This window comes from Mycobacterium sp. NGS54, assembly GCF_059812465.1.
Genome location: NZ_JCALCS010000004.1, coordinates 310,991 through 328,426 on the forward strand (window position 1 = coordinate 310,991; position 17,436 = coordinate 328,426).

Here is a 17,436-nt window from a genome sequence, read left to right on the forward strand (position 1 = left end):
CATGTGTCGCGGTGGCGGGCCTCTCGGCGCAGGCCGTGCGGGGTTTCGCGATCATGTTGCACGCCGCTTCGCTGCGAGAGTAAGGTTCTCATAATTGTAAGGGAGATTCTTTGTGACTGAGACGCCCGCGTTTGGAGACGAGGTCTCGACGTGAAGACCGCGGTGGTCACCGGTGGCGGGTCCGGCATCGGTCAAGCGGTCGCGCAACGCCTGCGCGCCGACGGTCTCGATGTCGCCACGATTGACCTGCGGCCGTCGGAAGCCGATTTCGCCTTCACCGCCGACGTCACCGACCGGCCGCAGGTGGATGCCGCGCTGGCGGACATCCGCGCCCAGCTGGGGCCGGTGACGGTCCTGGTCAACGCCGCTGGCCTGGACGCCTTCAAGCGCTTCGCCAACATCACCTTCGAGGAGTGGCGGCGGGTGGTCGACGTCAACCTCAACGGCGTCTTCCACGTGACCCAGGCGGTGCTGCCCGACATGGTCGAGGCCGGGTGGGGACGGATCGTCAACATCTCGTCGTCGAGCACCCATTCCGGGGCGCCCTACATGAGCCACTACGTGGCGGCCAAGTCGGCGGTCAACGGCCTCACCAAGTCGCTGGCACTCGAGTACGGGCCCAACGGCATCACCGTGAACGCCGTGCCGCCGGGGTTTATCGACACCCCGATGCTGCGCGCCGCGGAACAAAAGGGACACCTCGGCGACATCGAGGCGACCATCGCCCGGACCCCGGTGCGCCGGATGGGCAGGCCGGAAGACATCGCCGCGGCGTGTGCCTTCCTGATCTCCGAGGAGGCCGGCTACATCACCGGTCAGATCTTGGGCGTCAACGGCGGCCGGAACACCTGAGCATCGACACAAAAGGAGAGAGTGTGGGAGACGGCGCACCAGGGCGCGTTGCGGGAAAGGTCGCCTTCGTCACCGGCGCGGCGCGCGGGCAGGGCCGCAGTCATGCGGTGCGGCTGGCCAAGGAGGGCGCCGACATCATCGCCGTCGACCTGTGCCGTGACGTCGACACCATCGGCTACCCCATGGCGGCGCCCGAGGACCTCGAGGAGACCGCCCGGCTCATCGAGAAGACCGGCCAGGGCGCCGTGATCGCGCAGGCCGACGTGCGCGATGCCGGGCAACTGAGCGCGGCCCTGGAGCGCGGCGTTGCCGAGTTCGGCCGGCTCGACATCGTGGTGGCGCAGGCCGGCGTCGCCGGCATGAAGGGCCGGCCGCCCCTGCAGGCGTGGTGCGACGTCATCAACACCAATCTGATCGGCACCATCAACGCCATCCAGGTCGCGCTGCCGCATCTGGGCCAGGGCGCCTCGATCGTGGCCACCGGATCCACCGCCGCGCTGATGGACACGGCCAAGAAGGACAACCCCGGCACCGACCCGGGCGGCATGGCCTACATCCACTCCAAGCGGGCGCTGTCGCATTACGTCCACGACCTGGCAACCGAGCTGGCGCCGTTGGGGATTCGCGCCAACGTGATCCATCCGACCAACACCAACACCCCGATGCTGCAGAGCGAGCCGATGTACCGCTCGTTCCGGCCGGACCTCGAACACCCGACCCGCGCCGACGCCGAGCCGGTCTTCGGCGTGCAGCAGGCGATGAACATTCCCTACGTCGAACCCGAGGACATCAGCAACGCCGTCCTGTGGTTGGCCTCCGACGAGGCCCGCTACGTCACCGGCGTGCAATTGCGCGTCGATGCCGGCGGCTACCTCAAGTGGTATGACTACGACAATTGAGCCCAAGGAGACACCGTGAAGGTCTGGGTTGATCCGGAACGCTGCCAGGGCCACACCCTTTGCGCGATGATCGCGCCGGATTCGTTCCAGCTCAGCGACATCGACGGCAGTTCGTCGGCGATCGACGAGGTGGTGCCGGCCGACAAGGAGGACCAGGTCCGCGAAGCCGCCCACTCCTGCCCCGAGCAGGCCATCGTCCTCACGGATGAAACGTAAAGGGAGACAGTGTCTTGAGCGTCGACGACAGCGTTGATGACAAAGTCAGCGACAGCGACCGTAAGCGGAACCGGTATCACTTCGATCGGCACTCCGCGGATTACCGGGCGCGGTTCAAGGACGTCACCGAGGAGATGCACGCCCGGTGCCCGATGGCCTGGAGCGACACCTACGGCGGGCACTGGGTGGCGGCCGGCAGCCACGAGGTCTTCGAGCTCGCTCGCTGCCCGGCGGTCTCCAACGATCACGACGTGAACAACGAACGCCGTGGCTACAAAGGCATTTCGATCCCAACGGCCAGCCGCATCAACGGCATCCGGGGCGGCATCCTCGAGATGGACAACCCCGAGCACAAAACCTACCGGGCCGTGCTGAATCCCTACCTGTCGCCGGCCGCGGTCAAACGCTGGGAGCCGTTCATCGACGACGTGACGCGCGCCTGCCTCGACGACAAGATCGAGGAAGGCCGCATCGACTTCGTCGACGACCTGGCGAACATCGTGCCGGCGGTGCTGACGCTGGCGATGATGGGCATCCCGCTGAGGAACTGGCGGATGTACAGCGAGCCGACCCACGCCGCGGTGTACACCCCGGAGCATTCCCCGGACATCCAACGGGTCACCGAGATGCACCGGCAGATGGGGATCGACCTGATCAACAACATGATCGAGATTCGGGAGAATCCGCGGCCCGGCCTGGTCAATGCCCTGCTCGAAATGCGGATCGACGGTGAGCCCGCGCCGGATCTGGAGATCATCGGCAATCTCGGGCTGATCATCGGTGGCGGCTTCGACACCACCACGGCGCTGACCGCCCATTCGCTGGAATGGCTTTCGCAGAATCCCGAGCAGCGCGAGCTGCTCAGCAAGCAACGCGACACGTTGCTCGATGCCGCGACCGAAGAGTTCTTGCGGTACTTCACCCCCGCCCCCGGCGACGGCCGGACCTTCTCCGACGACGTCGAGCTCGACGGCACCACCTTCAAAGAGGGCGAGCGGCTTTGGATTTCGTGGGCCATGGCCAACCGCGACCCCTCGGTGTTCCAGGACCCGGACCAGATCATCCTCGATCGCAAAGGCAACCGGCACTTCAGCTTTGGGCTGGGCGTGCACCGCTGCGCCGGATCGAACGTGGCGCGCACGGTGTTCAAGTCCATGTTGACCGCGGTGCTCGACCGGATGCCCGACTACGCGTGCGACCCCGAGGGAACCGTCCACTACGAGACCATCGGCGTCATCCAGGGGATGCGGAAACTGCCGGCGACCTTCACCCCCGGCAGCAGGGTCGGCGCCGGCCTGGACGAGACGCTGGAAAAACTGCAACGCGTCTGCGACGAGCAAGAGCTGGCCCGGCCGATCACCGAGCGCAAGGACGCCGCCGTCATCGACTAGGTGGGCCTGACGCCGTTCCCTCTCGCGGGCAGACTCCCAGCGTTGGGGCCGCGGCTCCAAGAATTCGTAGAGGCTTCGTAGAGGCCGACATTTGATCCTTCTCTCACAGCGCCGATCACTGGCCGCCGGGAGGAGGAATAACGATGCAGCTCCTGAGTAACCACATCTCGTTGATGCACGGCTGGGTGCCGATCACGGTCGACGCCGCCACCGCGATCGCGCTGGGGCTGGCCGTCGGGCGGCGATCGCGCCGTTGGGTCGTGCTGTGGCTGCCGCTGGCCGCCGTCGTGGGCGGCGTGGCCGGCGCCGGGGCGTACTGGTACATCGGCGGTGTCGCGACCGACCCGGCGCCGGGCGCGCTGTATGTGTGGATCGCGCTTGCCGGGACGGCCGCGGCCGTCCTGATCCTGGGCTGGCGCGGTGCGCGCTGGTGGCGGCGTGTCGTATCGCTCGTGTGCCTGCCGCTTTGTGCGCTCTGCTCGCTGCTCGTGCTCAACCAGTGGGTCGGGTATGTGCAGACGGTGCAGAGCGCGTGGGATCAGTTCACCTCGGCTCCGCTGCCCGGCCAGACCGACAAGGCCACCGTCACCGCGATGGCGGCGAAGGGCACCAAGCCGTCCCGCGGTCGCGTGGTGCCAGTGCAGATCCCCTCCGACGCTTCGCACTTCAAGCACCGCGAGGAACTCGTGTACCTGCCGCCGGCATGGTTCGCGAGCTCTCCGCCGCCGCAGCTGCCGACGGTGATGATGATCGGCGGCATGATCAACACCCCCGCCGACTGGGTGCGCGCCGGCAACGCGGTGGACACCATCGACGCCTTCGCGGCCGCGCACGACGGCAACGCGCCGGTGCTGGTGTTCGTCGACCCGGGCGGCGCGTTCGACAACGACACCGAATGCGTCAACGGAAGCCGCGGCAACGCGGCCGACCACCTCACCAAAGACGTCGTGCCGTACATGGTCGCGAATTTCGGGGTCAGCCCCGACCCGTCGCGCTGGGGCGTCGTGGGCTTCTCGATGGGCGGGACCTGTGCGGTGGATCTGACCGTCATGCACCCCACGCTGTTCAGCACCTTCGTCGACATCGAGGGCGACCTGACCCCCAACACGGGAAGCAAGGCGCAGACCATCGCCAGGTTATTCGGCGGAAATGCCGACGCGTGGGCGGCATTCGACCCGACCACGGTGATCGGCCGCCACGGCCGCTACAACGGGGTGTCCGGGTGGTTCGCGATCACGTCGGGCGGGGCTCCGGCGCCGCATCGAGGCATCACCGTTGTCGACAGCACCGCGATGGCCGTCGCCGGCCGCGTTGCCTCGACCGATCCGGGTAACCAGGCCGCGGCCGCGGCGTCCCTGTGTGCCCTCGGCCGGGCGAATGGGATCGACTGCGCCGTGGTCGCCCAGCCGGGGCGGCACGACTGGCCGACCGCCGGCACCGTCTTCGCCACCGCGTTGCCATGGCTGGCCGGCCGGCTGGGGACTCCGGACGTGCCCCGGATTCCGTTGCCCGGCACGGCGCACCCGACGCCCGGCCAGCGTGAGGCCCGCCGCACGTTCGGCGGACATACCCTAGCCGCGGGGCAGGCCGAGCACTCGCTGCGCGATGATGTTGCGCTGGATCTCCGAGGTGCCCCCAGCGATGGTGCCGGAAAAGCTTCGGGCATAACGCTCGAACCAGCTGGCGAAATAGTGGTCCAGGTTCATGTGCGCGTACGGGCCGGTCTGCCCGGGATGGATCAGCCCGTCGGATCCCGCGGACGTCAACGCGAGCTCCATGCCGCGCAGCTCCGCCTCGGACCCGAGCAGCTTGAGCACCGAGATCGCGGCCACGTCGTCTTCGCCGCGCGAAGCGCGCGCCAGCGCAACCGAACCCAACAAGCGCAGTGCCTGCTTGTCCATGATCGTGCTGGCGTACTGGTCGCGCTCGACTTCGGTGCTGGGGCGAAAGTCGTCGATCATGTTGTCGAGCCGGTCGGCGAAACCCAGCCACATCATCGTGCGTTCGTGCCCCAGCGACCCGTTGGCCACCCGCCAGCCCCCGTCGAGCTCACCGACCAGGTTCTCCGCCGGCACCCGCACGTCGGTGAAGAACACCTCGTTGAAATCCAGATCGTCGGCTCCGCAGATCGACGGGAACGGCCGGCGCACCAGGCCCGGGGTGTCGGTGGGGATGATCAGCACGCTGATTCCCTTGTGCTTGGACGCATCTGGATTGGTGCGCACGAACGTCAGCAAGACGTCGGCGTCGTGGGCCCCGGACGTCCACACCTTCTGCCCGTTGACCACGAAATGATCGCCGTCGAGCACCGCGCGGGTGCGCAACGACGCCAGGTCGGAGCCCGCGCTGGGTTCGCTCATCCCCAGCGAGGCGGTGATCTCCGCGCGCAGGATCGGCACCGCCCAGCGCCGCTTCTGCTCGTCGTTGCCGAACGACAACAGCGACGCCCCAACGATATTCACGCCCTGCGGGTTGAAACTGTGATAGATCCGGCGACGGCTGAGTTCCTCCAGGTAGACGAACTGCTGAATGACCGTCGCGTTGCGACCGCCGAATTCCGGTGGCTGGCTCGGCAGCAGCCAGCCGTTGTCGAAAAGCAGCCGCTGCCAACGGCGCGCCCACTGCGGCATGTGCGACACCGAGCGCGGGCGCTCGAGCGTTTCGGCTGCGTCGGGCAGGTTTTCGTCGAGAAACGCCGCAAATTCCGCCCGGAACGCCTCGACGTCGGGATCAAAAGTCAGCTGCACGGTATTCCTCTGCGATCCGCGCGCGGTGTTGCGCGGCGCCGCCGAGCATCAGCTCACCCGCCTTGGCCCGCTTCAGCGCGAACTGCAGGTCGTTCTCCCAGGTGAAGCCCATCGCCCCGAAAAGCTGTAAGCCGTGCCGGAATACGAGCGACTGGCATTCCCCCGCCGAGGCCTTGGCCATCGCGGCCGCCAGCCGGCGCCGGGGGTCGTCGGCGGCGATGGTCAGCGCGGCGAAGTAGGCCAGCGCCCGTGCGCGTTCCACCGCGATGTGCATGTCGGCCGCCTTGTGCTGGACGGCCTGGAACGAGCCGATCGGCACACCGAATTGCCGCCGGCCGCGGACGTGGTCGAGGACGAGGTCGAGGATGCGTTGGCACGCGCCCACCATGGTGATCGCCATGCCCGTCAGCGCGACGTGCTCGGCGCGTTCCGCGTCGATGGCCAGCCGGGCGCTGTCGGGCACCCGGACTTCGCCGAACGACAGGTCGGCGACGTGCAGGACCGGGTCGAACACCGCCGAGCGACGGGCGGACACCTGGTTGGCCGCGACGACGAACACCCCGGCGTCGGTCACCACCGCCAACCGGTCGACGCGATCGCCGTCGAGGACGTGACGTGCGGTGCCGTCCAGCACCCACCCGTCAGCGTCGCGGTGCGCCCACACGCCGCCGTACACGGCGGTTCCGGCCTCGTGCGGGTCGAACCGATCCGCGACCAGCGGTGCGAATTGGCTCATCGTGGCGAGAAACGGGGTGGGATCGGTCGCGCGCCCCAGCTCCTCGAGCACGATGGCCAGTTCCACCGTGCTCTCGGAGTCGTTCAGCTCCGTCCAGCCCTGGTCCACGTAGGACTTCCAGAGCGGGCTCGGGTCGACGCCGTCCTCGGCCACGCTGCGCACCAGCGACGGCGGGCACTGCTTGGCGACGGCGTCGCGGACGGTCTGCTGCCACAGCCGCTGATCAGCATCGAACTCCAACAGCATCCGGGCCGCCTCCTGTCGTCACCGCTTTCGCGAGAATAGCATTCTCTATCTCGGAAGTAATAATCTCGGAAAGCGGCTACGAGGTGTCCGAACGCCCTAGAGGACGCCCAGCAGCTGGTCGGCCGGCTCGTCCCAGCGGTCGAGATTGACGAACTCCGAAAGCGGGCGACGGCGCAGCGTCCCGTGCTTGCCCTTGGGCCACCCGACCACGACGTGGCCGGCAACCAACCAGTCCTCGGGTATGCCGATGGCTTCGCGGAGCGGCCGCTCGCCACCGTACGAAGCCCAGCTGGTGAGGCACGCCCCCAAACCTTGGGCGCGCGCGGCCAGCAGGAAGTTCTGCATGGCGGGGAAGATCGAGCCGCCCAGCAACAGCTCGGACGCGGTCGGGTAGCGCTGCTGCGCGAATAAGACCGACGTGAATTCGCCCGCGCGATCGTGCAACTCGTACGTGGCGCGGTACGTGCGGGCACGGCGGCTGGTGTCGTCGTCGGCGGGCCGGCTCATCCCGTAGACGGGTTCGATCACTTCCAGGGCGTGGGCGGCCGCCCTGGCCACCACGGCCCGCTGCTCGGGCGAGCGCAGCACGACGAACCGCCAGCCCTGCGCGTTGGCGCCCGACGGAGCCCACCTCGCCGCCTCGAGGCAGCGCGTCAGGGTCGCATCGTCGACCGGCTCATCCGTGAATCGCCGGATCGTCCGGGCGGTCGCCATGACTTCCCAGACGTCGTTGCTTGCACCCGTCATTGCGTCTCCTCGGGGCTGGGCTGCTACACAAGGTCTATCAGGAGCACGTCGCGTTAAGGAGAAGACCAGTGGATGGCGAAACGTACCAGCGGGGCCTCGAGATCCGCTCCGCCGTGCTCGGCGAGGCCTACGTCAACCAAGCGTTGGCCGGCGCGGATGACTTCACCAGGCCACTGCAAGACCTCATCACCGAGTATTGCTGGGGCGCAATCTGGGGACGCGACGGACTGGCCCTCAAGACCCGCAGCATGCTCAACCTGGCCATGATTTCGGTCCTGAACCGCCCCAACGAATTACGGACGCATGTCAAGGCGGCGCTGACCAACGGCGTGACGCGCGACGAAATTCGCGAGATCTTTCTGCAGGTCGCCATCTACGCCGGCGTGCCGGCCGCCGTCGACAGCTTTCGCATCGCACGAGAGGCGTTCGGCGAAGTGGATGAGGCCTAGGGGTTCGCGATGGAGGTCGGGTTCATCGGGCTGGGGAACATGGGTTTCCCCATGGCGCATCGCCTGATCCAGCAAGGCCACGACGTCGTCGCCTTCGACACCGACGGCGCGGCGCTCGAGCGCCTCGTCGCCGCCGGGGCGTCCGCCGCGTCGTCGTCGAAAGAGGTCGCCGATCGGGTCGAGACGGTCATGGCCAGCCTCCCGATGCCGGCCGCGTCAGTCGAGGTGGCCACCGGTGCGGCGGGCGTGATCGAGGGTTCGCGCATCAAACGCTATGTCGACTTCTCGACCGTCGGTAGCCGAACGGCCGTGCGCGTCCACGATCTGCTGGCGCAGCGGAACATCGTCGCGATCGACTGCCCGGTCAGCGGCGGCGTCGGCGGAGCCGAACGGGGCTCGCTCGCGCTCATGGTTTCCGGGCCGCGCGACGAATTCGAAGTCATACGAACCGCTCTCGAGGCGATCGGTCTTCCGCACTACATCGGGGAGAAACCCGGCTCGGCGCAAACGATGAAGCTCGCCAACAACATCTTGGCGGCCAACGTTTTGGCCGCGACGGCGGAGGTCGTCGTGATGGGCGTGAAGGCCGGTCTTGACCCGGGCGTGATGATCGAGGTGCTCAACGCGGGTTCGGGTGCGACGAGCGCGAGCCGCGACAAGTTTCCCCGCGCGATCCTCCCGCGCACCTTCGACTACGGCTTCGCCACCGGGCTGATGGTCAAAGACGTGCGACTGTATCTCGACGAGGTGAAAGCGCTCGGCGCACCGGCCGACGTCGCAGAAACGGTGGGCCGGCTCTGGGAGGCCGCCGCGATCGAGGAAGGCCCGGATTCCGATTTCACGTCGGTGATCAAACCGTTCGAGCGGGCCGCCGGCGTCACCGTGGGCCCGGTGGGACCGCCGTCACGCTAGCCGGTCCGGTCGTGAATCCCGTTGGGCGGCCAGCCGAAAAGCCAGGCCGCCACGAGGAAGCACAGGGCGCCGAAGAAGGTGCCGACGTTGGCCCACACCAGGCTGACGTCGGCTCCCGAGCGCAACACCAGCGCGCCCGCGGCCGAGGCGAGAAACAGCACGGACCCCGCGAAGTTGAGGAAGGCGATCCGCTGCGAGGCGCTGGCAGCGTGGGAGTGCCGCCGGGCCCGAACCTCGGGAACGATCGCGATGGCCGAGGAGACCAGGAACGCGACGGAACCGAAGATGTCGGGCACCCACACGTCGACGTCGATGAGCTCCGGGCGCGCGCCGATGGTTACCGCGGCGTCCACCGTGTTGATGTTGAACAGCACCGTCCCGACCAACTGGATTGCCGCGGCCAGCCAATCGGTGGTGCGCGCGCGCAACGGGAGCGAGTGCCGCTCGGCCTCCGGCAGCGCCCGGCGAGCGAGGATCAGCTGAAGCGCCGCGGCGGCGGTGAAGAACACCGCCCCAATCGCATAGGTCAGCGCCGAGAGCAGCGGCGGCGATTTGGGCAGCAGCGAGAGCACGACGCCGAGCGCGAACAGCGCCGCTCCGATTACGAATAGCAGGCCGGTCCAGCGCACCATGGACGCGTGCACGGCCCTCACCACGCGACGGATCGTACCGTCCGCCGGCGGCCCGCTTCCGCGTTTGGCGTGCGCCGGTAGGGTCCACCGACAAGAGCGAGAATGCTATTATCGTTATCCAAGAACGCTACTTACCCGATTGCTCGCAATACCGATGGCTACCAGGGCCGATGATTAACCGAAATGCTTACCGGAAACACCGTTGATTGGCGACCGACGAGAATGTTAGTTTATCTATCAGATGCCCTCATCGGGCTCACTCTGGCTTCCCGAGCCGAGGGACGGCTTACGTGATCGAACACGCTGACGGAACCCGCACGCCGCTGATCGACGCGAGCGTGCACATCTTCTTCCCGTCCAACAAGGACCTGCGCTCGTTCCTGCGCGAACCCTTCAAGAGCCGCGGTTTCCCCGACTACGAGATGGACTGGTACGGCGCGCCGGGCGGCGAATACGCGCCGAACACCGAGGGGCCCGACCGCGAGTACCCCGGTTCGGATCCGGAATTCGTTGCCAACGAACTGTTTTCGAGGCGCGGCGTGGACATCGCGATCCTGCACCCGATGGGACGCGGCATCATGCCCGACCGTCACCTGGGCACCGCGCTGCACGCCGCCCACAACGAGATGATGGTGTCGCGCTGGCTGGACTCCGCCGCATTCGGCGAACGCTTCCGCGGCACGATCCGGGTGAATCCCGACGACATCGCCGGCGCCCTGCGCGAAATCGAAAAATGGCGCGCCCACCCGCGGGTGGTCCAGATCGGTGTCCCGCTGCAATCCCGCGAGCTGTACGGCAAACCCCAATTCTGGCCGCTCTGGGAGGCCGCCGCCGACGCGGGTCTACCGGTCGCCGTGCACATCGAAACGGGCGAGGGCATCGGCTTTCCGCCGACGCCGTCCGGGCACACCCTGACCTACGAGCAGTACGTCAGCTTCATGGCGCTGAACTACCTCTATCACCTGATGAACATGATCGCCGAGGGTGTGTTCGAGCGCCTGCCGCATCTGAAGTTCGTCTGGGCAGACGGCGCCGCGGACTTCCTCACGCCATTCATCTGGCGGATGGACACCTTCGGCCGGCCGCACCTGGAACAGACGCCCTGGGCGCCGCGAATCCCCAGCGACTACATCCCCGGCCACGTGTATTTCGTGCAGGGCAGCCTCGACGGTCCGCCCGACAGCGACTTCGCGGGCGAGTGGTTCGGCTTCACCGGCAAGGAAGACATGGTGATGTTCGGCTCCAGCTACCCGCACTGGCAGAACAACGACATCCGCGGGCTGCCGGCATCGCTGTCCGCCGAACAGCGCGACAAGCTGTGCTGGCGCAACGCGGCCAACTTGTACGGGATCGACATTGCTGTCGACCTGGCAGCCGGCTAGTCGCAGAATAAGGACAAGGGAGACTGAGGAGACAGAGATGACGCTGACTCACCTGCACGAACGGGTTCCCGCCGCCGAGCGCATAGCCGTCCGGTGCGTCGACTCCGATATCCACCCGGTGCCCCGGCGCGGCGAGCTGACCCAGTACATCCCCGAGCCCTGGCGCAGCAAGTTCTTCCTCGACCACAAGGTCGGCGAGCTCATCTACTACGACGCTCCGGACTACGCGCACACCTTCGCGATGCGCGCCGACACCTTCCCGCCCGACGGCGAGTTCGCCTGCAGCGACCCCGACATGGCGTTCCGGCAACTGATCATGCAGGCCGGCTCGGACATCGCGATCCTCGAACCCGGTGGGCGCACGCCGCGCCTGGCCGAGGCGCACCAGGCGTTCTCGACCGCCCTCAATCACTGGCAGGCCAACCACTGGCTCGACAGCCACAACAACTGGCACGAGCGCTGGCGCGGTTCGATCTGCGCGGCGATCGAGGACCCCGACGGGGCGGCGCGTGAGATCGAGACGTGGGCCGGTCACCCGTACATGGCGCAGATCCTGATCAAGGCCGAGCCGCGGCCGTCCTGGGGCCATCCGAAGTACAACCCGATCTGGGAGGCCGCCACCAAGCACGACATCACGGTCAGCTGTCACCTGTCGCGCAGCAACTACGAGATGCTGCCGACGCCGCCGGTCGGCCTGCCCAGCTACAACCACGATTTCATGGTGACCTACTCGCTGCTGGCCGCGAACCAGGTGATGAGCCTGATCTTCGACGGCGTCTTCGACCGGTTCCCGACGCTGCGAATCGTGTTCGTCGAGCACGCGTTTTCCTGGATCCTGCCGCTGATGTGGCGGATGGACGCGCTCTACGAGGCCCGCAAGTCGCGGGTAGACATCAAGCGCAAGCCGTCGGACTACGTCAAGGAGCACATCAAGTTCACCACCCAGCCGCTGGACTACCCGGAAGACAAGACCGAGTTGACCCGCGCCCTGGAGTGGATGGAGTGCGACAAGATCCTGCTGTTCTCCTCGGACTACCCGCACTGGACGTTCGACGACCCCCGCTGGTTGGTCAAGCACCTGCCCAAGGCGGCCCGCGACGCGGTGATGTTCAAGAACGGGATCGCGACGTACCACCTCCCGGAGACCGTCCCGGTCCTCGAGGGCCAGACCCGGGTGTACTGAGTTGGCGTCTGAGCAAGAAGGGGCAACCACCAGGCCGCCCCAGCCCCGCCTCGCGCAGGGCCGCGAGCACGTCGTGGCGACCGTGGACGAAATCCCGCCCGGCAGCCACAAACTGGTGCCGATAGGGCGGCACGGCGTCGGCGTCTACAACGTCAACGGCGCCTTCTACGCCATCGCGAATTACTGCCCGCACCAGGGCGGTCCGCTTTGCTCGGGACGCGCCCGCGGACGCACCATCGTCGACGAGACCGCCGCCGGCGACGCCGTCATGGTGCGCGACCTGGAGTTCATCTACTGCCCCTGGCACCAATGGGGTTTCGAGCTGGCGACCGGAACCACCGCGGTCAAGCCGGAGTGGAGCATCCGCACCTATCCGGTGCGAGTCGTCGGCAACGACGTTCTGGTGATGGCGTGACGCGACGGGAGCATCTGTGTCGACTATCGAGGTGAATGGCGGAAACGTTGTCTACGAAATCCTCGGCGATACAGGCGATCTCATTGCTTTGACGCCGGGCGGGCGGTTCAGCAAGGAGATCGAGGGCCTGCGCCCGCTGGCCGATGCGCTGGCCGCCGGGGGCTATCGGGTGCTGCTGTGGGACCGACCCAACTGCGGGGCCTCGGACGTGCAGTTCTACGGGCAGAGCGAGTCGCACATGCGCGCGGAGACGTTGCACAAGCTGGTGACGGGGCTGGGCTTCGAGCGCTGCATCCTCGCCGGGGGCTCAGGCGGCGCAAGGGATTCCATGCTGACGACGATGCTCTACCCCGAGATGGTCACCAAGCTCGTGGTGTGGAACATCGTCGGCGGCATCTACGGCACGTTCGTGCTGGGCTCGTTCTACATCATCCCGAGCATCCTCGCGGTGCGCGGCACCGGGATGGACGGCGTGGTGAAGGTGCAGGAATGGCGCGAACGCATCGAGCAGAACCCCGCCAACAAGCAGCGGTTCCTCGACTTCGACTCCGACGAGTTTCTCAAGGTCATGCTGCGTTGGCTGAACGCGTTCGTCTCCAAGCCCGGCCAGACCATCCCGGGTGTCGAGGACGAGATGTTCGACCGAATCAAGGTTCCCACGTTGATCATTCGCGGCGGCGAGAACGACATGGATCACCCCAAACGGACGTCGCTGGAGGTCAGCTGCCTGATCAAGGGCTCCAAGCTGATCGACCCGCCCTGGCCGGAGGACGCCTGGGAGCGGGCGTCCGAGGACCGCGCGGCGGGCAGGGTGTCGCACTTCAACATGTTCGACACCTGGGTGCAGGCCGCCCCCGCGATCCTCGAATTCTTGGGCTCGTGATGCGTTTACCCGGTGCGAATGTGAACCTCGCAGTTGAGCGACGCCTCGAGGGCGGTGTGGATCCGGCTTTCCGGAACGCGATCCAGGTCGGCCTCGCGCAGGGTCACGTAGACGATGTCGAAGCCCTCGTCGCCGGGGGTCCGGACGACCTCGCCGACGAGCCCGAACGCGGACAGCACGCCGTGCGCGTCGTCGTCGGTTCCCCGGCTGATGAACGTGACCACGCCGGCCACCGGCGCGGTACCAAACGCTTTGGTGCACAGCTCAACTCCGACGTGCTTGACGGCGTCGGCATCGTCGCCGGCGACGAGCACCTCCACCTCGCGGCGGCCGGCCGGCATGGCCGACAGATTGTTCTCGACCACTTCCAAGCCCCGCTCGCCGGCAAGCTCGAGGAGTGCGGTCATGCCCTGTCCTAGCTGTGCGGCCGTGAGCACACCGGCAGGGTCGACGTTGACGCGCACTACCGCGGTTCGCATGTGCGCCAGACTAACGATGGGGAGTTAGTCGATGGATATCACCGTCACCTCATGGCCAGGCTGTCCGGCACGGCTGCTGGGCGATCCGCCCGCGCCCACGAGGGAAAACCACGCGGCCTACCTCGAACTGGGCGGCTATCGTCCGCTCGCCGACCCCGACGGCCTGCTGGACGAAGTCGAACGCAGCGGGCTGCAGGGCCGGGGCGGCGCGGCCTTTCCGATGGCGGTGAAGCTGCGCGCGGTGCGTGACAACGGGCGCGCCGCGCGCGGCTCGGTCGTCGTCGCCAACGGCGAGGAGGGCGAACCCGCCTCGATCAAGGATCGGTGGCTGCTGCGGCACCGGCCGCATCTGGTCCTCGACGGGCTGCGGCTGGCCGCGGCGATGGTGGCCGCCGACCGCGCCTATGTCTACCTGTCGGACGCGGAGTCGGCCCGCAGCGTGGAGGCCGCGCTCGCGGAGCACGCGGTCGGCGACGTCGCGATCGAGGTGATGAACGTCGCACCGGGATACATCGCCGGGGAGGAGACCGCGGTCACCCGCGCGATCAACGGCGGGCCGGTCAAGCCAACGGACAAGCCGCCGCGGCCATTTCAGCAGGGTGTCGACGGGCTGCCCACGCTGGTGAGCAACGTGGAGACCCTGGCCAACCTGCCCTGCCTGCAGCGGCACGGCTCCGGCGAATTCCGCTCGCTGGGCACGCCGTCCTCCCCCGGCACCTTCCTGGTGACCCTGACCGGCGGCGGCCGGCCACCGGGCCTCTACGAGGTCCCGCACGGCCTGCCGTTCGCCGATCTGCTTGCCCTGCATAATGTTTCGCCGGATCGCGTGCAGGGCGCGTTGCTGGGCGGCTACTTCGCCGGGCTGCTCAACCGCGGCGTGCTGGACACCACGTTGGACCACGAGACGTTCCGTGGCCTCGGCAGCGGACTGGGCTGCGGAGCGATCGCGGTGATCGCCGACGACTGCCCGGTGGCCGTCGCCGCGTCCGTGCTGGCCTACTTCGATCGCGAAAACGCCGGCCAATGCGGTTCGTGCTTCAACGGCACCGCCGCGATGGCCGCCGCCGCCGGCGCGCTCCGCGATGGCGCCGCCACCCCCGAGGACCTCGACCGGCTGCGCCACTGGTCGGTGACGCTGCGCGGGCGCGGAGCCTGCGCCACGCTGGACGCCGCCACCAATGTGGCCGCCAGCATGCTCGACCAGTTTCCGCAGGCGGTGGCGCAGCATCTCGACAACGCCTGTGAACCGTGCCGCGCCAACGTGTTCAGCGCCGGGCGCCCCTACGAGGTGGAGGCGGTGAGCTACGCGTGAGCGGGGGCATGAGAATCCATCTGGACCGCACCCTCTGCGACGGCTTCGGCATCTGCGCCAAGCACGCGCCCGAATATTTTTCGCTCGACGACTGGGGTTATGCGTGCCTGATCGGGGACGGCACGGTGCCCGAGGCCGACCGGGACGCGGTCATGCGCGCCCTGATGGACTGCCCCGTGCACGCCATCATGGAAATGGACGAACGCCGGCCGGATGACGTGCCGCCGCAACCGAGCACCGACGAGGACCCGGCCGCGCACGTCAAGACCGAGGCGAACGAAGCTGAGTGGGGTTTCACGCGTTGACCGGTCGCCCGCTGCCGCTGATCACGCAGGACAACGAGTTCTTCTGGACGTCGGGCGCCGACGGTACGCTGCGGCTGCAGGAATGCAAGACCTGCGACTCGCTGATCCATCCGCCGGCGCCGGTCTGCCGCTACTGCCGATCCCGGGACATCGGTGTCCGGGCCGTCTCCGGCCGGGCGACGCTCGCCGGGTTCACCGTCAATCATCGGTTCAGCCTGCCCGGGATGCCGGCCCTGTACGTCGTCGCCCAGGTGGCCATCGCCGAGGACCCGCGCGTGCGGCTGACAACCAATATCGTTGAGTGCGAACCGGATCGGCTCGAGCTCGGTCAACAGGTGGAGGTCGTCTTCGATCAGGTCGAGGAGGTGTGGTTTCCGCTGTTCCGGCCGGTTCCCGATGCCGAGCCTGCTCCCCTGCCGTCCGACGAGATCGCGCCGGAGCGCTTCGGCGAACGCGTCCGGCCCATGCTGACGGCGGAGAAGTTCGAGGACAAGGTCGCGCTCACCGGGATCGGCATGTCGCCGATCGGGCGGCGGCTGATGCAGCCGCCGCTGGCTTTAACCGTGCAGGCGTGCGAGGCGGCCATCGCCGACGCCGGGCTGACGTATGCCGACATCGACGGCCTGTCCACCTACCCCGGCGCGTTGACGGTCGCTGGCATGGGGGAGGGCGGCGTCACCGCGTTGGAGGCCGCGCTGGGCATCCGGCCGACATGGCACAACGGCGCCATGGAGACGTTCGGCCCGGGCGGCTCGGTGATCGCCGCGATGCTCGCCGTCGCATGCGGGCTCGCGCGTCACGTGCTGTGCTTCCGGACGCTGTGGGAAGCCACCCACGGCGAGCTGATGAAGCAGGGCAAGATCGCGCCCTCGATGGGCCGGATGTCGGGTTGGCAGATGCCATTCGGCGCGACCTCGGCCGCACACACGCTGGCGATGAACGCGCAGCGGCACTTCCACCGTTACGGCACCACGAAAGAGACGCTGGGCTGGATCGCCCTGAACCAGCGCGCCAACGCCGAACTCAACCCGACGGCCATCTACCGAACCCCGATGACAATGGACGACTATCTGAACGCGCGACCCATCACCACACCGTTCGGTCTCTACGACTGCGACGTGCCGTGCGACGCCGCGATCGCCGTCATTGTCTCCGCCGTCGACGCCGCCCGCGATCTGGCCAAGCCGCCCGTCCTGGTGGAGGCGGTCGGCACCCAGATCGTCGAGCGAATCGACTGGGACCAAAGCACTCTCACCCACGAGCCGCAGGTGCTGGGCCAGGCCGCGCACGTGTGGACCCGCACCTCGCTGCGGCCCACCGATGTCGACGTCGCCGAGCTGTACGACGGGTTCACCATGAACTGCCTGTCCTGGATCGAAGCGCTGGGATTCTGCGGGATCGGCGAGGCGAAGGAATTCCTCGACGGGGGCAAGAACATTGCCCGCGACGGGCTGCTGCCGCTCAACACACACGGCGGCCAACTGTCGCACGGCCGCACCCACGGCATGGGCCTGCTGCACGAGGCGATCAGCCAGCTGCGTGGCGAGGCCGGGGACCGGCAGGTCGCCGACGCCCGCGTCGGCGTGGTCAGCAGCGGTGGCCTCACCCCCAGCGGGGTTCTCCTACTGCGGGCCCCGGAATGAGGCGAGC

General features: G+C 67.8%; 18 protein-coding genes and 1 pseudogene. 14 read left to right on the forward strand and 5 right to left on the reverse strand.

Annotated features, from left to right (window positions below):
* Positions 1-150: 150 nt before the first annotated feature.
* The 5 genes and pseudogenes from AC5Y5E_RS13905 to AC5Y5E_RS13925 all read left to right on the forward strand — a co-directional run.
* Positions 151-852, forward strand: coding sequence for an SDR family NAD(P)-dependent oxidoreductase (locus AC5Y5E_RS13905; protein ID WP_499903563.1), 702 nt, complete (start codon positions 151-153; stop codon positions 850-852).
* Between the two features lie 23 nt (positions 853-875).
* Positions 876-1,751, forward strand: coding sequence for a mycofactocin-coupled SDR family oxidoreductase (locus tag AC5Y5E_RS13910; protein ID WP_499903564.1), 876 nt, complete (start codon positions 876-878; stop codon positions 1,749-1,751).
* Between the two features lie 15 nt (positions 1,752-1,766).
* Positions 1,767-1,967: a ferredoxin gene (locus AC5Y5E_RS13915; RefSeq protein WP_499903565.1), complete on the forward strand. Its 201-nt coding sequence runs from the start codon at positions 1,767-1,769 to the stop codon at positions 1,965-1,967.
* Between the two features lie 134 nt (positions 1,968-2,101).
* Positions 2,102-3,358, forward strand: coding sequence for a cytochrome P450 (locus AC5Y5E_RS13920; protein ID WP_499903926.1), 1,257 nt, complete (start codon positions 2,102-2,104; stop codon positions 3,356-3,358).
* Positions 3,359-3,501: 143 nt separating this feature from the next.
* Positions 3,502-4,878: pseudogene (locus tag AC5Y5E_RS13925) on the forward strand (alpha/beta hydrolase); the annotation flags it as partial.
* Positions 4,879-4,929: 51 nt separating this feature from the next.
* Here the strand turns inward: AC5Y5E_RS13925 and AC5Y5E_RS13930 are convergent.
* The 3 genes from AC5Y5E_RS13930 to AC5Y5E_RS13940 form a co-directional block, all read right to left on the reverse strand.
* A complete protein-coding gene (locus tag AC5Y5E_RS13930; RefSeq protein WP_499903566.1) occupies positions 4,930-6,105 on the reverse strand; it encodes an acyl-CoA dehydrogenase family protein in 1,176 nt (391 codons plus the stop codon).
* Complete coding sequence (locus AC5Y5E_RS13935) at positions 6,089-7,087, reverse strand: acyl-CoA dehydrogenase family protein (protein ID WP_499903567.1); 999 nt, start codon at positions 7,085-7,087, stop codon at positions 6,089-6,091. The genes AC5Y5E_RS13930 and AC5Y5E_RS13935 overlap by 17 nt, the downstream gene beginning before the upstream one ends.
* A gap of 96 nt (positions 7,088-7,183) precedes the next feature.
* A complete protein-coding gene (locus AC5Y5E_RS13940; RefSeq protein WP_499903568.1) occupies positions 7,184-7,834 on the reverse strand; it encodes a nitroreductase family protein in 651 nt (216 codons plus the stop codon).
* A gap of 68 nt (positions 7,835-7,902) precedes the next feature.
* On the opposite strand from AC5Y5E_RS13940, the gene AC5Y5E_RS13945 reads away from it, so the two are divergent.
* Both AC5Y5E_RS13945 and AC5Y5E_RS13950 read left to right on the forward strand, forming a co-directional pair.
* A complete protein-coding gene (locus AC5Y5E_RS13945) occupies positions 7,903-8,283 on the forward strand; it encodes a carboxymuconolactone decarboxylase family protein (RefSeq protein WP_499903569.1) in 381 nt (126 codons plus the stop codon).
* A 9-nt stretch (positions 8,284-8,292) separates the two neighbouring features.
* Positions 8,293-9,195 (forward strand): NAD(P)-dependent oxidoreductase, encoded by a 903-nt coding sequence (locus tag AC5Y5E_RS13950; RefSeq protein WP_499903570.1) that lies wholly within the window; start codon positions 8,293-8,295, stop codon positions 9,193-9,195.
* Here AC5Y5E_RS13950 and AC5Y5E_RS13955 read toward each other — a convergent pair.
* Positions 9,192-9,851, reverse strand: a complete 660-nt coding sequence (locus AC5Y5E_RS13955; protein WP_499903571.1) for a hypothetical protein — start codon at positions 9,849-9,851, stop codon at positions 9,192-9,194. The genes AC5Y5E_RS13950 and AC5Y5E_RS13955 overlap by 4 nt on opposite strands.
* A 266-nt stretch (positions 9,852-10,117) precedes the next feature.
* Here AC5Y5E_RS13955 and AC5Y5E_RS13960 point away from each other — a divergent pair, with 266 nt between their 5' ends.
* Genes AC5Y5E_RS13960 through AC5Y5E_RS13975 form a run of 4 tightly spaced genes read left to right on the forward strand, consistent with a single transcriptional unit; the run spans position 10,118 to position 13,690 of the window.
* Positions 10,118-11,209, forward strand: coding sequence for an amidohydrolase family protein (locus AC5Y5E_RS13960; RefSeq protein ID WP_499903572.1), 1,092 nt, complete (start codon positions 10,118-10,120; stop codon positions 11,207-11,209).
* A 37-nt stretch (positions 11,210-11,246) separates the two neighbouring features.
* Positions 11,247-12,392 carry an amidohydrolase family protein gene (locus tag AC5Y5E_RS13965; protein ID WP_499903573.1) on the forward strand — a complete coding sequence of 382 codons (1,146 nt, stop codon included), beginning with the start codon at positions 11,247-11,249 and terminating at the stop codon, positions 12,390-12,392.
* A gap of 1 nt (position 12,393) precedes the next feature.
* Positions 12,394-12,807, forward strand: a complete 414-nt coding sequence (locus tag AC5Y5E_RS13970; RefSeq protein ID WP_499903574.1) for a Rieske (2Fe-2S) protein — start codon at positions 12,394-12,396, stop codon at positions 12,805-12,807.
* Between the two features lie 16 nt (positions 12,808-12,823).
* Positions 12,824-13,690: an alpha/beta fold hydrolase gene (locus AC5Y5E_RS13975; RefSeq protein WP_499903575.1), complete on the forward strand. Its 867-nt coding sequence runs from the start codon at positions 12,824-12,826 to the stop codon at positions 13,688-13,690.
* A gap of 5 nt (positions 13,691-13,695) precedes the next feature.
* Here AC5Y5E_RS13975 and AC5Y5E_RS13980 read toward each other — a convergent pair whose 3' ends face one another.
* Entirely contained in the window at positions 13,696-14,169 is a 474-nt protein-coding gene (locus AC5Y5E_RS13980; protein ID WP_499903576.1) for a hypothetical protein, read from the reverse strand.
* A 31-nt stretch (positions 14,170-14,200) separates the two neighbouring features.
* Here AC5Y5E_RS13980 and AC5Y5E_RS13985 point away from each other — a divergent pair, with 31 nt between their 5' ends.
* Genes AC5Y5E_RS13985 through AC5Y5E_RS13995 form a run of 3 tightly spaced genes read left to right on the forward strand, consistent with a single transcriptional unit; the run spans position 14,201 to position 17,429 of the window.
* Positions 14,201-15,481, forward strand: coding sequence for an NADH-ubiquinone oxidoreductase-F iron-sulfur binding region domain-containing protein (locus AC5Y5E_RS13985; RefSeq protein ID WP_499903577.1), 1,281 nt, complete (start codon positions 14,201-14,203; stop codon positions 15,479-15,481).
* A gap of 8 nt (positions 15,482-15,489) precedes the next feature.
* Positions 15,490-15,786, forward strand: a complete 297-nt coding sequence (locus AC5Y5E_RS13990; protein ID WP_499882861.1) for a ferredoxin — start codon at positions 15,490-15,492, stop codon at positions 15,784-15,786.
* 11 nt (positions 15,787-15,797) lie between these two features.
* On the forward strand, positions 15,798-17,429 hold the full coding sequence (locus AC5Y5E_RS13995; protein WP_499903927.1) for a thiolase C-terminal domain-containing protein: 1,632 nt from the start codon (positions 15,798-15,800) through the stop codon (positions 17,427-17,429).
* Positions 17,430-17,436 lie beyond the last annotated feature (7 nt).